14 protein-coding genes are annotated in these 13,566 nt (G+C 70.4%); 6 read left to right on the forward strand and 8 right to left on the reverse strand.

Annotated elements, in window-relative coordinates:
* Positions 1-40: 40 nt before the first annotated feature.
* The 8 genes from ZF1_RS28655 to ZF1_RS28690 all read right to left on the reverse strand — a co-directional run bounded on the left by ZF1_RS28655 (position 41) and on the right by ZF1_RS28690 (position 6,570).
* Positions 41-1,162, reverse strand: a complete 1,122-nt coding sequence (locus ZF1_RS28655; protein WP_482638861.1) for a hypothetical protein — start codon at positions 1,160-1,162, stop codon at positions 41-43.
* A 454-nt stretch (positions 1,163-1,616) separates the two neighbouring features.
* Entirely contained in the window at positions 1,617-1,853 is a 237-nt protein-coding gene (locus tag ZF1_RS28660) for a hypothetical protein (RefSeq protein WP_482638862.1), read from the reverse strand.
* Between the two features lie 113 nt (positions 1,854-1,966).
* Positions 1,967-2,974 (reverse strand): tetrahydrofolate dehydrogenase/cyclohydrolase catalytic domain-containing protein, encoded by a 1,008-nt coding sequence (locus ZF1_RS28665; protein ID WP_482638863.1) that lies wholly within the window; start codon positions 2,972-2,974, stop codon positions 1,967-1,969.
* A complete protein-coding gene (locus tag ZF1_RS28670) occupies positions 2,971-3,495 on the reverse strand; it encodes a hypothetical protein (RefSeq protein WP_482638864.1) in 525 nt (174 codons plus the stop codon). The genes ZF1_RS28665 and ZF1_RS28670 overlap by 4 nt, the downstream gene beginning before the upstream one ends.
* Positions 3,496-3,510: 15 nt before the next feature.
* Positions 3,511-4,695 (reverse strand): amidase family protein, encoded by a 1,185-nt coding sequence (locus tag ZF1_RS28675; RefSeq protein WP_083276263.1) that lies wholly within the window; start codon positions 4,693-4,695, stop codon positions 3,511-3,513.
* 17 nt (positions 4,696-4,712) lie between these two features.
* A complete protein-coding gene (locus ZF1_RS28680) occupies positions 4,713-5,591 on the reverse strand; it encodes a helix-turn-helix domain-containing protein (RefSeq protein ID WP_482638865.1) in 879 nt (292 codons plus the stop codon).
* A gap of 5 nt (positions 5,592-5,596) precedes the next feature.
* Positions 5,597-6,166: a DUF6879 family protein gene (locus ZF1_RS28685; RefSeq protein ID WP_068801020.1), complete on the reverse strand. Its 570-nt coding sequence runs from the start codon at positions 6,164-6,166 to the stop codon at positions 5,597-5,599.
* The gene (locus ZF1_RS28690; RefSeq protein WP_482638866.1) at positions 6,163-6,570 is read right to left on the reverse strand and encodes a hypothetical protein; all 408 of its coding nucleotides are present in this window, start codon (positions 6,568-6,570) and stop codon (positions 6,163-6,165) included. Before ZF1_RS28690 ends, ZF1_RS28685 begins: the two co-directional genes overlap by 4 nt.
* Positions 6,571-7,222: 652 nt before the next feature.
* Between ZF1_RS28690 and ZF1_RS28695 the strand changes: the two genes are divergently transcribed.
* The 6 genes from ZF1_RS28695 (at position 7,223) to ZF1_RS28720 (ending at position 13,039) form a co-directional block, all read left to right on the forward strand.
* Positions 7,223-8,302, forward strand: coding sequence for a hypothetical protein (locus tag ZF1_RS28695; RefSeq protein ID WP_482638867.1), 1,080 nt, complete (start codon positions 7,223-7,225; stop codon positions 8,300-8,302).
* Entirely contained in the window at positions 8,299-10,407 is a 2,109-nt protein-coding gene (locus ZF1_RS28700; protein WP_482638868.1) for a type IV secretory system conjugative DNA transfer family protein, read from the forward strand. Before ZF1_RS28695 ends, ZF1_RS28700 begins: the two co-directional genes overlap by 4 nt.
* Positions 10,408-10,555: 148 nt before the next feature.
* A complete protein-coding gene (locus ZF1_RS28705; protein WP_482638869.1) occupies positions 10,556-11,383 on the forward strand; it encodes a hypothetical protein in 828 nt (275 codons plus the stop codon).
* Positions 11,384-11,532: 149 nt separating this feature from the next.
* Positions 11,533-12,291, forward strand: a complete 759-nt coding sequence (locus ZF1_RS28710; protein ID WP_482638870.1) for a hypothetical protein — start codon at positions 11,533-11,535, stop codon at positions 12,289-12,291.
* A gap of 86 nt (positions 12,292-12,377) precedes the next feature.
* Positions 12,378-12,674 carry a hypothetical protein gene (locus ZF1_RS28715; protein WP_482638871.1) on the forward strand — a complete coding sequence of 99 codons (297 nt, stop codon included), beginning with the start codon at positions 12,378-12,380 and terminating at the stop codon, positions 12,672-12,674.
* A 56-nt stretch (positions 12,675-12,730) separates the two neighbouring features.
* A complete protein-coding gene (locus ZF1_RS28720; RefSeq protein WP_482638872.1) occupies positions 12,731-13,039 on the forward strand; it encodes a hypothetical protein in 309 nt (102 codons plus the stop codon).
* Positions 13,040-13,566 lie beyond the last annotated feature (527 nt).

Consider the following 13,566-nt stretch of genomic DNA (forward strand, 5'->3'; position numbering starts at 1 on the left):
GCTGACCGGGTCAGCCCGATAGACGTCTGTAGGGCGGGTGTCATGGTGTGGTCCGTGGAGCGCTGGCGGCGCCGCGGGTGCCGAGCTGGCGAGCGGCGCGGGACTGGTGGAGTTGGCGCAGATGTTCGCTGAGGGCAGCGCGGGCGGCTTGGCGGGCGCCCCGCCCGGCGGGGCGGTCGAGCAGTGCGGGATCGAGTCGCGCCGCAGGCCTACTTTCGCCGCTGCTCGGACCGCCGCCCCGGCCGGTGGTGGTGTCGTGGGTCCGCATGCGTCCGATCTGGTTGGCGCGGATCTCGTCGAGGCGGCCGCGCCACGGCTTGAGTCGGGCCCCGATGATCCGTAGCGGATCCCGTGCCCCGGCCGAGAGGTCGCCGCGGCGGTGGTTGGGCCGGTCGGGGTGGTACTCCAGGGCGTGGAGGAGTCCGGCGACGGTGGCGCCGGCGTCCCACCACGGCTTGAGCAGAGCCCGGGCTCGCCAAATCTCGATCTTGCCACCTTGTCGGCCTCCTAGGCCGAGATGCGAGAGCAAGGTGAGGGTGGCTGCGTTTCTGGCACCGGGGGTGTCGGGGACGTCGTAGGGGTGCCATGTGCGGCTGGAGGTGAGCTGAGACCGTCTGCCGCCCGTCAAGGGCTTACTACTCACGTAAGAAGTGGGGAGGTCGCCACTTTCATCCACAGTCGACTGACCTGCCGATGTGTCGGCGAGGTCCACGGCCGCCGCGTCGGGACGTAGCTGGGGCAGGGGGGTGTGGGACACGAGGGCGTAGGTGGGCGTGCGTCCGCTGTCGGTGCCGAGGAACTCGGCGCTGGCTCCGGCTTCGACGACGACGAGCAGGCCGATCTCGCGGGCCCAGGCCAGCACGCGGGACACGGTGCGGGCGGCGCGGGCGCCGGCCGCGGCGAGGTGTTCGGCGCTCAGGCCGGTGATCAGGCCGGTGTCCCAGTCCATGTGGCAGACCAGGCGGCGCAGGATCGCGGACCAGCTGCGGCGCTTGTCCGAGCGCCAGTCCTCGTCGTCGACCAGGCGGGCGATGTGGTCGAGGGCTTCGGGCTGGGAGGTCAGGACCCGGTAGTCGTGGTCGATGAAGTTGCGCCACCCCGGGTGCGGGGTGAACCCGCGCGCGTGCCGGGCGCGGGCGCGGGCGATCCCGCGAGCTCGCACCCGGGTGCTCGGGGGTACGGCGCGGCTCGTGCGGCCGGGGCCGCTGGTGTGGCGGGCGCCGCGGCCTCGCGGGGTGGCGCGCGCTCGAGCAGTACCGGCGCGGATCCCGAAGGAGTCCGGTGGTGGCTGCTCACCGACGGGGAGCTGGTGGAGCAGGCAGAGCTGGGTGGGGCCAGAAGCCAGGGTGAATGCGCCGTGCTCGTAGCAGAGCACGCAGAACCCGGTGCCCGCTGCTGGCGAGCGCTCTGGTTCTGGGCACGACGAACTCGCCCCGTGTCTGTGGTGGTTGGCTCCCGGCCCAGGATGTATCCTGGACACGCGAAAGCGCCCCTTCTTCGTAGGTGGGGGATTGGCCCCGGTTCGCCGGGGCTACGGCGTCAGGCGGGTGCTGGTCCGACCTGATGCGAGAACGAACCGAGGCGGCCCCCTGGCCGGGGGGCCGCCTCGTTCTTGTCTAGGAGGCCTTGTTCAGAGGCAGCTCCTCCTGATCGTGGCTGGTGGATGTGATCAGCAGCTGTTCACGGTGCTGCATGCCGAGCCTGATCAAGGCTGCCAGCGTGTCGGAGTAACTCCAGTCGAGGTCGACGGCCAGCTGACGGACCGCGGCGCCCTCGTTGGCAGGCAGCCGGGTCACCATCGTGTCGCGGGCCCCCTTGGAGGGGCGCCCGCCGTGGGCTTCCCGTTTCGGCATGCGCGGGATCTTGCCACAGGTTTCTGATACAGCTGAGCCGACGCGCCGCGACTCCGTGTTTCGCCCGGCTCCCCGACCCGAGCCCCCGCCGGAAGGGCGGAGTAGTGCGCCTATCAGCTCAGTTCGAGCCCGTTCTCCTCGTTGCGGTCGTAGCCCAGCTCTTGGGCTTCAGGCTCCCGGCCTTGGAGCTCGTGGCGATGCTGTAGCTGATGGTCAACATCGTCGTGCACTGTCGTCAGGGTTTGGTGCTGTGTGTCCAGTCCGTGGAACCGCCAGGCACCGAGTTCGGGAGCGGCGCGTTGATGCAGCAGGCGTTCGGCGAGTACCGCCATCTCCACCGGCCCGATTCCGCCGGGCACAGGGGTGACGACCTGCGGCTGCGCTGCAGCATCAGGGTGGAGGTCACCGCGGGGCCCGTCCGGGTGTGGGGTGAATCCTGAGTCGACGACCAGGCGGTGCCCGGGGTGGATGTGGTCGGGCGTCAGCAGCCACGGGCTCCCGGTGGTCGAGAGCACGACGTCGGCGTCGCGGAGACGGCGCAGGTCGTCCCCGTTCTCAAACAGCATCGGATCGTGGCCGCCCTGGCGCAGGAGCGTTACGACACCGGAGCCGACGAAGCCGCTGCTGCCGACGACCGCGATGCGGGCGTCGGGTAGGTAGGGCTCGGCGACGCGAACGACGCCGTCGGCGGTCGCGCACGCCGTGCGTGGCGCGAAGATGCCGAGGGCGTCGATGTCCTTGGCGGGGTCGATCTCGTTGAGCAGCGCGAGCACGGCCTGCGGTGGCGGGGCCTGGACGATGATCCCGGCGACCTGGGGGTCGTCGTTGGCGCGGTGGATGATGTCGGCGATCTCGCTGATGCCGATGCTGTCGGGCACGACGATGTGGTTCGGTGTGGCTCCGAGCGCGGTGAAGGTGCGCACCTTCTGCTCGGCCGAGACGCGGGATGCCTCCATCCGAGCGGCCCAGATGGTGTCGTTGGTGGTCGGCTCGAACCGCACGACCGTCACCCGGGTGCCGTGTTCCTGCAGGGTGGCTTCGTAGGCGTCGCGGTAGGTGTCGCGCACCTCGGCCAGGATCGCGCGGCCGGGGATCGTGCGGGTCTGGGGTGTGTCGGTCATCCCTGGTGCGCGCCGTCGTCGCCGCCGTCCTGTCGGGGCCGGGGGATGTCCCAGGGCATCGCGGCGAGGACTTCGTCGACCGGGCGCAGTCGGAGCTCAGCGAGCAGCTGGCGGGAGTCGTCGTAGTTCAGCCGGGTCACCTCGTCCCAGGCCGGGACGCTGTAGCGGTCGAGGGTCCAGTGCAGGTCGACGCGGGTCAGCGACTCCGGCCCGGTCGGGTCGGCGCTGGAGAACTCGCCGTGGTGCACCAGCCACGTGATCGCGCCCGGGTCGACGCTGCCCGGCACGAGCTGGGCGCGTGCGCTGTTCGCGGCGCCGGCGACGTCGGAGAGGACGTAGTGGCCGCGTGGTTGGCCGCGCAGCTCGCTGAGCACGACGGTCAGCAGCAGGCGATCGGCTGCGGCCGGGTCCCGGGTGCCGCGCAGGCGCGCCAGGCACGACGTGGTCGACCCGTAGCGGTGCGTCCAGCTCAGGATCGCGTCGCTGGCCAGCGTCAGGCCGTGGGTGTGGGCCGTAGTCATAGCGGTCATCATCGTTCACGGCTCCAGGTTCGTCATGGCCTGCTGCGCGAGGGGAGCGATCGGGGCCGGCGGTACGTGGTTCTCGAGGAGCTGCAGCAGCAGCTCGTCGCCGCGGGGGCGGGCGATGATCTGCAGACCGACCGGGCAGCCGTCGGCGGTGAAACCGGCCGGGACGCTCACTGCGGGGTGCCCGGAGAGGTTGATGCCCCAGGTGAGTGCGACGCTCAGGTGTGCGCCGGGACCGTCGTGGCCATGTGCTCGCCCGGGGGTCGTGGGCGTCATCAACAGGTCGAAGTTCTGGAGAAGCTCGGCGAGCCGATTGTTGTTGTCGTGTCGCGTTCGCTGTGCGAGGCGCCGGTCTGCTGCGCTCGAGGTGGAGCTGCGCAGAGTCATCCACGCGCTCTCGGGATCGGTTAGGTGGACCCCCGGTCGGGACAGGGCCAGGCCGGCGCGGGCGCACAGGGCCTGAGCTGCCCGCTCGGCAATCTCGGCGACCTCGGGGTCGAGGTGCGGCCCCGCGAAACCGAGGGTGGCCGACCAGCCTGCGGCCGCCAGAGGGGTCTCTGACATCGCTGCATGCAGGGACCAGTCGAGGAGCACGGCTGCGGCCCAGGGCCGCAGTAGGGCGGGTTCGCGGACCAGCACACCGGGTACGGCGAGCCCAGTCGGGTCGGAGGTGGGGGCGCGGCCGGTGCTCGGCTTGAAGCCGATCACGTGACACCACGCTGCCGGGATCCGGACCGACCCGGCCCCGTCACTACCGCAGGACAGCGGGACGATCCCGGCCGCGACTGCCGCGGCCGCGCCGGCCGACGACCCGCCGGGAGACAGATCCGAGCGCCACGGGTTACGCGTCGGACCGCGATCGGTGTAGCCCCAGGTCTGGTAGCCGCGCCGGCCACGAGGGACGGTTGTGGCCCCGATGGGCACGGCGCCGGCTCGGAGAAGACCTTGTACGCCAGGGAGCCGGGCGCCTCGTTCGCCCTTGACCGTGATCGGTAGACCGTCCAGCGGAGACTCAGCTGTGTCGCCTGGATGAGGTGGCGCGCCGGTGTCGAGACCGATGGAGAGGAACGCGCGCAGCGCTGGATCCAGGCGCCGCGCCTGCTCGATCGCAGCTGCGGCCGGCGCCTGCTTGTCCGCGGTGTGGTGTGTGGTGGCTGTGTCTCCTCGGATGAGTGCTGCCTCAGTCTGTCGCATGTGCAAGCGGCAGGTGGCTAGCTTCGTTCTCGGTAGTCGTCCGCCAGGTGTCGCACCAGCTCGAGTGACTCGGCTTCGGACAGAGCGAGTTCGGAGAGTTCGGCGTGCAGCTGCGCGTACATGGCGATGTAGTCGGGGTCCTGGATCAAGGTGCTGCCGGATTCGGTGCCGACGAGTGCCTGTGTGTCGTCGTAGAGGTGGAAGCCCGACACCGGCGCGGGACTGGGCGCAACAGTGTCCAGAGCCAGCACCCGGAAGATGACGTTCGGTTGGGTAGCGATGCGCGCGATGCTTTCCAGCTGCTCGGCCTGTTGCCCGTAGCTGCCGACCGGCCAGCGCAGGGCCTGTTCGTTCTGCACCATCTGCCAGGAGCGGCCGGGATCGGCGAGTAGCTGGGCCCGCTCCATGCGGGCGTCGACGGACTGAGCCGCGTCCTGCTCGTCGAGCTGTGCGTCGGGGGTGAACACCGCGCCTGCGTAGCGTCGTGTCTGCAGCGGGCCGATGATCACCGAGGGGTGGTAGGAGCGCACCAGGCGGGCGGCCCGCTCGGCCTCGTGAATGCGCCACTGGAACCGGTGGGCGCTCCCGCTCTGCAGGACGACACGGGCGTCCACGCGCTCGACCTCGAGGGCTTGTGCCTGCTCGACGAGCTCCTCGATGCGCTCGGGGGTCAGTGAGTCGACGCCCTGCTGCGCGTAAACCTGCAGCACCGCGCGCACCAGTCGTGGGGTCGGTCGAGACTCGCCGGCCTCGGTGCGGGACAGCGAGGACTGCCCGACGCCGGCTGCCTTGCGTGCTTGGTTCTGGCTGAGGCCGGTCTGCTCGCGCAGCGCGCGCAGTAGCTCACCGGACAGCGGGAGGCTGTCCGGTGAGCTACTCGACTGCGCATCGGGCACTGAGCTCAGGCTGCCCTCTGGCGGTGGTGCAGCTCGGGGTGCCGGTCCCACCACACGCGAAACGGTTCCGCCGCCGAGTGGGCGTCGTCGCGTGCCCGCAGGTACGGCGCGATCAGGTCGGGGTCGGTGACGATGTCGGCGCTCAGAAAGCGGCCGTGCTCGTCGTACTGCATCGGGATCAGCAGCGCGTCATTGACCAGCCAGAAGTCTTCGCGGATGAACGTCGCTGGGGTGTCGTGCTCGCCAGCGCGGAGTACGGAGATGTCCTCCCCGGCTGCGGCGTTGTGGACGTAGCACCAGTCAGCTTCGTACCGCTCGTACTCGGTCATGGCGTTGGAGAAGGCGCGCACGCGATAAGAGATCAGCCCGCGGGCCTCTTCGCCCCGCAGGATGGCAAGCCACTGCTCCTTGCGTTCCATGTCGGGTCCGTCAGCCCCGGCGAGGTAGCGCTGGAAGTCGCTCTCCTCGCCCTCGCTCGCCATGTAGCGGGGGAGGCACTCCATCCGGAACAGACGGTCCCCGGCGTGGTGGAAGTGCTTGTCGATGGCAGCTTCGAGCTGCTGTTCGTCGATCATGCTGCTACTCCCTCCAGGAGTCGTGCCTTGACCGTCCCGAGCTGTTCGGTGATGGGGTCGAACAGCTCCGCGAAGGCGATGAGCTCGACCTCTCCGGTGACCTCGGATGAGATCACGTACACCCGATCCGGATGGAGGCCAGGTCCAGTAACCCCACGGGTGCGCGCGACTGCGTCGCACTCGGCCGGGAGCAGCCCGGCAGGCATCCAGCCGACGACTTCGCCCTTGTCGAGCAGGTGTTGGAAAGGGGCAGCCTCGGCCGGGGTGGTCCGCTTGGACACGACCCACAGGTCTTCGGTGTCGCCGACGACTTCGTGGACTGACGGGCAGACTCGGCTCTCGCCGCATTCGCTGGCGGTGGTTACGAGCGTGCGGATCTCGAGATGGGGCACGTGCTCGGTCATCGGCGTTCCTCCCGGTCAGGGTGTGACCAGGTCAGTGTCGGTCGGTCTCGACCAGCTAGTCAATCGCTCACTGGATAGCAGGTGCGGCGCCCTCCAACCGTCAGATCGCCGCTTGTTATCCATCGTATCACTGGATACGCTGCGGAGGTGCGATTCCCCGGCATGTGCCGGTGGGCGGCCCCGACGGATGCAGCCACATCCGCCGAGGCCTGACAGATCGCGCTCACCCAGCCGTCGAGCACGAGGAGCACGACCGTCATGTCAAGGATCCCAAACCGAGACCACCGGCCCGAGGGCCCACCCGCGAGTCCTCACCTGCGGCCCGCGCGCCCGGTGGTGGCGGTACTCGGAGGGTCGGCCGATGCCCGCCTCACCCCTAATGACTGGCCGCCTGCTCGCAGCCGGCAGGACGACAACGTCCTGGTGACCGCTGTCGGCGACGGACTCGAGCACGAGGTTGCAGCGGACGAGCTCACCGTCGGCCGGGCCACCGGGCGTTACCGCGCGCTGTGTGGCCTGCTGGTCGATCCGGCGTCATTGACCGTGGCGGCCGGTGTGCCGTGCCGCGGGTGCGCCGTCGAGGCGGCGCCCGCCCCGGATCTTGCGGGGCAAGATGCGCAGAGGTCTCGACGTGAGACGGCGAGTTGGCTGCGTGGCCTTCGGGCTCGGACGGCTCGTCTCGCGACGTCGGCGGGTGGTCTCGATGTGGCCGCGTAAGTCCGCGCAGTCGCTGCGCGAACAGGCTGCGGAACTGGCCGCCGAGGCCGAGCACTCGGCGCAGGTACGCGCCTTGTCGACGCACCCGGATGTGATTGCCCTTCAGGTGGAGCGCGTCCGGAGCCAGGTGAACCGGTTGATGTGGACCGGGATCGTGCTCGGGATGGCGTTCTGCATGACCAACGTGCAGGACTTCGGCGCCGAGGGGACCGAGAAGTGGTCTCCAGGCTGGTGGGCGGCATGGCTGCTCGACCCGATGGTGTCACTGGTGTTGATCGCGGTGGTCCTGGCGGAGCAGACGACCTCCCGGTGGCAGCTGGCGACGCCGGCCTGGGCTCGCCGGGCCCGCTGGGCGACGCTGGGCGCGACGTATGCGATGAACACCTGGAAGGCGTGGGGAGCGCTGGATCCGGGGCTGATCTTGCTGCACTCGGTTCCGCCGCTGGTCGTGTTCGTCGCGACCGAGGCTGCGCCAGAGATCCGGGATCGTCTCACCGCGGCGGTCAAGGCTGCTGCAGCGGACTCGGGAGACGGTCCGGTGACGGTGGCTGAGGCTGCCGTGGCGGCGGGTATCGCTGCCGCCGAACCGGCCGTGGTGGAGGCTGCGGAGCCGCGAGCTTCGGCAGCGCTCGAGGACGGTGCTGCCGAGCCGCAGGGTCTCCCGGTGGCCTGCGCGGGCGGCGGGGTGCGTTGGGAGCGTGAGGAGCTGCTCCGCGCGGACCCCGCAGTCCGGGTCGAGCAGGTGAAGGACCTGATCCGCGCAGGCCTCGTACCGTCGGTGGAGCTCACCGGATCCCAGGTCGGCGCGATCTTCGGCCAGTCTCCACGCACCGGCCGCCGCGATATTGAGGAAGCCGAGCGCCAGCTCGGCATGGGACAGAGTGAGCGCACTACCGATCAGCCCCGGCCCTCCGGCATGTCTACCGACCCGGAGCACGCCTGCTCGTCCGGTGGTTCCGATGCGCTGGTCCTCGTCGGGCATGATCGTGGCGAGACGGTGGGTGTGGGCGCATGAACCCCGCCGAGTTGCACAGCGTGGCCCACGACCCTGAGTCCACGGCAACCGTCGAGGTCGGACAGGACCGAGCGGGGACGGCCGAGGATCAGCACCACGACTCGACGTCGGGCCGTTCCCCGGAGCCTTTGAGGCAAGGAGCTGCTGCGTTGGTCTCGATGCGGCGGGCTGTCAGCCGGGTGTGGTGGTGGGTCCTGCTACCGCTGGTCCGGTCGATCGTGGCCTCCGCGGTGTGGGCGGGCCTCGGCGAGCGTACGGCGAGGGCCCTGTCCCGGGGCCTGGTCCAGGCAGCCGCTGCCTGCTGCCTGCTGCTGGGCCTGGTGCTGTTGTGTGGTCCGGCGACCGTGGCGACCGTGGTCGGCGCGGTCGCCGCGGCCGCGTCGGCGCTGCTGCTGTGGCGCCCGGCCCTGCCTGGCGCGGTGTCGGCAGCAGGGCTGGTGCTGGGGGTAGGACTGCTGGTCCTGCCCGATGTGATGGTCGTGGTCACCGGTGCTGTCCTGACGGCGGTCGGGGTGGCGGTGCTGGCGATCCCGCCCGGCCGGGCGGCGTATGGCCACACCGAGCGGGCCCGGGTGCGGACCGGATTCGGCGGCGAGGGGTGGGCCGGGTGGTGGGACCTGCATCGGCACCTGTCTGCGCACGCGGTGCGCCTCGCCGCGGCGGCGACCCGCCCCAGCGTCACCGCGAAGGTCAGCCGGCCCGACGCCGGGGGAGCGCTGGCACCCGGGCTGGTGGAGCGGCTGACGGTGCGCCGGTGCGGGACCTGGCTGGGTCGTTCGGTGGTCGGACCGGTGATCGGTACCGACTGCTACGCGCCGCATCGGGATGTGATCGGGCTGGTGGCCCCGCCCCAGACCGGAAAGACGGCGTTGATGGGTCACCACATCCTCGATCACGACGGTCCCTTGGTGGCGACTTCGACCAAGCCCGACCTGTACAACTTCTGCGCGGGCAAGCGAGCGGAGCAGGGGCCGGTGTGGCTGTTCAACCCCGAACAGCTCGGCGATCTGAGGTCGTCGGTGTGGTGGTCACCGGTGTCGGGCTGCGCCGACGCGCAGGTCGCGGCGGTGCGGGCCGGGTTGATGGTGGGCGGTGTGTCGGCCAGCGATGACGGTGGTGATCGTTGGGACCAGTGGTCGGTCAGCGTGCTCACCGCGCTGCTGATGGCCGCGGACCTGTCCGGACGGGATATGACCACCGTGGCACGGTGGGTGTTCTCCCCGACCAGCGACGCGCGCAGCGGGGGAGCGGGTGAAGCGCTGGACGTATTGGGACGCAATCCTGGCGGGCGTGTCCCCGAAGGCACGCTGGACGCTCTGCGCCAGGTCCTGGCCACCGATGCCCGCAAGACCCGCGATTCGATCTTCATGACCTTATCCGAAGCGGTGAAGTTCATGACCGATCCGCAGGTCGCAGACCTGGTCACTGGTAGTGGTGGCGGTCAGGAGCTTGATGCTGACCAGCTCCTCGCCAGTCGTGGGTCGTTGTTCGTGGTCGGCTCGGATCGTGAGCATGCCTCGATCGCGCCGCTGCTGGCGGCGATGACCGGCCACCTTTTCGAGACGGCCAAGCGGGTCGCGTCGTCGCGGCCGAAGGGGCGGTTGGATCCGCCGCTGGGCATGTTCCTCGATGAGGCTGCGTTGATCACCCCGGTGCCGCTGGACCGCTGGGTCGCCGACGCCGGGGGCCGCGGTGTGCACATCGAGTGGGCGGTGCAGTCGCCGTCCCAGCTCGCCCAGCGCTGGGGCGCCAAGGGTGGCGAGACGATCTGGAACGCCACCAACGCCAAGCTCATCTTCGGTGGGCTGTCGCTGCGCGAGGACTTGGAGAAGGCCTCAGTGCTGTGCGGGGACCGGCACGAGCCGGTGCCCACCGGTGATGGCGAGGAGCGCTACGAGAAGGTGCGGGTGTGCCCGGTCGACCGGGTGCGCACGATCCCGCAGTGGCACGCGCTGCTGATCCATCGCGCGACCCCCGCGACGGTGGTGCGTGTCAGCCCGGTGTGGGAGCGGTCTGATCTGCGCCCGCCGCCTGCGATCATCACGCAGGCTCCCACCGCGGCTGTTCGTGCCGCCGGGCATGCTGCGGATCAGGTGGCCGCCTAGTTCTGGCTGGTCCGGCGCAACTGGTGCGCCGGACCAGCCACTGCTAGGTCGTTGAGACGAGAGGAGATCGGTCACCGTGACCAGCGATGGCCCCGTCCCGCCGTCGGGTGGGGAGCGACCTGCTCCTGGCGCGGCTCGGCCGTGGGCGGTGGAGGTCGGTGAGCAGCTGCGCCAGGTGCAGCGACAGCTCGACACCACGACCCGGCAGAGCGATGAGACCGCAGGTCACGTCGCCGAGATCGCCGACATCCTCGGCCGCATGAGCCCCAGGCTCGACGACGTCGAGCAGGGTGTGGCCGCCCTCGGGGGCGCGGTCGAGGCCGCCGCGGCCGCGGCAGGCGCGGACGACGCAGAGGACGAAGCGCTGTCGCTGACCCCGGCGCTGCGCTGGTCGCAGCTCGACCGAGGCGACACCCACGCCGCGTGGGACGCCCTCGCGGGATTCGTCTCCGAGGTACTCAACAACGACTACCAGCTCACGCGCCTCGAGCTGCCCGACTGCTGGCCGGTGCACCCGCGCGCGGTGCGCGAGCTCGCATGGCTGCGCACCCTCTACATCTCCTCCAGCGCCGTCGGGACCCGCCCAGAGCTCGTAGCCGAGTGGCACGTTCGATGGCTACCAGCCGCGATCACCAACCTCGCGGTGGCCATCGACCGGCGCGAGTGCGCCCCGGGCAAGCACCGCGTGACCGAGGAGGAACGCCGCCGATACGACGACGCCGTCCACGAGGCCGGCTCCGCCACCGGCCAGCATCCGCCTGCGCTGACTACCGAGCGAGAAGCCGATCGCCCCCGGTACTTCCCCGACCGGTTCCCGCCACTGCGGGGCCACGATTCCAGCTACGGTGCCCGCCCCACTCGGGTAGCACTGCTCGACGCCGACACACCGGCACCGCCGAGTCGCCCGGAGTATTGGTGGGAGTACTTCCTCGACGCACGCATGGCCGACATCGGCGAAGACGCCGCCAGTACCTGACCCATCCGGCCGGCCTGGTCCCGGCAGTCCCGAAGTGGTGGGAAGGTGTCGTCATGGGACAGACGGGCCGCCGGTCGAACAAGCTGCAGCGACTCGTCGACGACTTCGCCGAGACGTGCCGGTCCCGTGGGATCGAGGTATCGCGGCCGGTGATCGAGCACGGTCTGCGGGATCGGATCGACATGGTCGCCCAGCACATGGGCATCACCGAGACCACAGCCCTGCGCAACTACTTCGACGACTCCTGGGGCCAGGAGATGGCCGAGCAGTTCTGTGCCGACGTCGAGGCCGGCGAGGCCCGGCTCGCCGCGGTACCCGACGCGGTACTCCCGGCGGGGTTCGTGGGACGCCTGGTCGCTGCGCTCGGGCAGGCCCAGTTCTTCGCTGCGGTGAACACCGCATCGTTGGCCGCGGCGGATAGCCCCGGTGTGCCCTCCAACGACGCCCCTGCAGATGCGGCAAGGCCGGTGGCGTCGCTGCTGTCCAGCTCGACGGGCCACCACCCGTCGGTTCGTTTCGACCCGCACATGGCGGCCGAGGCGACCACTGGTCTCGGGATAGCGTTGCACGACGCGGCCACCGGCCCAGGGCTTGAGATCGCCGAGGTCGAGGTCTCGGGGCGAGTTCTCGCCCAGACCCGCGAGGTCCTGGAAGACCTCGCCCGCCGCTTGGAACCTGGCCCGGATCAGTGGCGGGCCTGTGGATGTGAGGGACCGTGCGAGGAGCAGGACACCCCGACGTTGGTCGGTGATGCGGTGCGGACCGATCTCGAGCTGCTCTACCGGACACTCGACCAGGACCCGCTCACCCGCTATGGCACCGACGCCGCAAGCGACGGCGATGCACAGGTGCTGCAGTTCGGTCGCGCGGCGAAGAGCGAGCACGGAGCCGGCCGACGCGGGCGGTAGCCGCCCGACCCACCCCGACGCCCGTGTGCTGGCCAGGGAGGGCCGTTCACCGTCAGGCAGGGGGCGGGTGTCGTAGGCTCCTGGCCATGTCGTCTCCCGAGGTGGAACGCCGTTTGCGCCAGCAGGGCGCCGACGTCGACGCCCTGTACGAGATCTCCGCGCGGATCGAGGGCAAAGTCGACGCCCTGGACGGCCGGGTCAGCAGCCTGGACGCGAAGATCGAGCAGCTCAAGGAGACTACGAACGCTCAGTTCGAGGCTCAGAGCGCGCGGTTCGACACGTTGGAGCAACGCACCGGTGCCCGGTTCGACGCGCTGGAACGGTCGAACGAGCAGACCCAGTCGCTACTCACCCAGATCCTGGACAGGCTCAACCGAGCCTGATTGCCGGCCCTACCGAGTTGGTTCGGTTGTCGGGGTCCGGTCCTATGGTGCCGACCGTGAGCGATGAGGGCATGACGTTCGGAGCCGGAGGGCGCCCGGTGGTGACCGCCCGGGATCGACAGGCCGAGGAGCTGCGGCTGCTGCTGCGCAGCAACGGCTTCTCCGAGTTCGGTGAGGAGCAGGCAGGATTCGTGGTCGAGGATCCGGGGGAGGGGCCGCTGCTCCTGGCTCACGCCGGTGGCCAGGGCGGTGAAGGTTCCGATCTGCGTTATTTCGAGGTGCTGCGGATGGCTGGCTACCTGATGGAGCCGGACGCGACTGGTGAGGGCGACGGCTGGCAGGTCTGGCCGGCCAGCGCCGGTTGATCACGGTGCCGGTCGCCGTACTCTCCCCGGGGAGATTCGGAGGGCCGGCTCAGCGCCCACCCCTGTGTTGTGCGGTGTCGGCCGGGGCCAGGGGCCCGACGCGTGGGGTGACAGCCGGACCGGGCTGGAACGGTGTGCCCGCTGAACCGGTGGCCGTCTCAACCGGGCGCGTCGTCCAAGTCCGGTACGCGGTCACCGGGCGGCCTCTCACCCCTGCGGGCGGGCGATGGCGGCGTAACCGCCGCGTGGCTCGGCGTTGTACTGGCCTGGCGGCCGTTGGGCGACGTCGACCAGGCTCGGGGTAGTCGGAGCTGGACTGGGCCACGACCAGCACGCTGCCCAAGGGCAGGGCGTCGCTGTAGGTGCGCAAGATGATGGCAGGGCCTGTCCTCCTCGGAGCACGATGTGGAGCACACCCCTGATCATGACCCCGATGGGGCGGGTGAAGTCGAGCGGCCCCGCCACGCCTGGGCTGGCCAGGACCATGCCCGACAGAGCCGTCGCACCGGCCCGCACGCTGATCGATG

It is taken from the genome of Pseudonocardia sp. ZF1 (assembly GCF_056835605.1).

Bases quoted from the DNA above. Each gene is read 5' to 3' on its own strand.
- ZF1_RS28660 (WP_482638862.1), bottom strand. From the start codon at position 1,853: ATGCCGAAACGGGAAGCCCACGGCGGGCGCCCCTCCAAGGGGGCCCGC.
- ZF1_RS28665 (WP_482638863.1), bottom strand. From the start codon at position 2,974: ATGACCGACACACCCCAGACCCGCACGATCCCCGGCCGCGCGATCCTG.
- ZF1_RS28670 (WP_482638864.1), bottom strand. From the start codon at position 3,495: ATGACTACGGCCCACACCCACGGCCTGACGCTGGCCAGCGACGCGATC.
- ZF1_RS28675 (WP_083276263.1), bottom strand. From the start codon at position 4,695: ATGCGACAGACTGAGGCAGCACTCATCCGAGGAGACACAGCCACCACA.
- ZF1_RS28685 (WP_068801020.1), bottom strand. From the start codon at position 6,166: ATGATCGACGAACAGCAGCTCGAAGCTGCCATCGACAAGCACTTCCAC.
- ZF1_RS28690 (WP_482638866.1), bottom strand. From the start codon at position 6,570: ATGACCGAGCACGTGCCCCATCTCGAGATCCGCACGCTCGTAACCACC.
- ZF1_RS28700 (WP_482638868.1), top strand. From the start codon at position 8,299: ATGAACCCCGCCGAGTTGCACAGCGTGGCCCACGACCCTGAGTCCACG.
- ZF1_RS28715 (WP_482638871.1), top strand. From the start codon at position 12,378: ATGTCGTCTCCCGAGGTGGAACGCCGTTTGCGCCAGCAGGGCGCCGAC.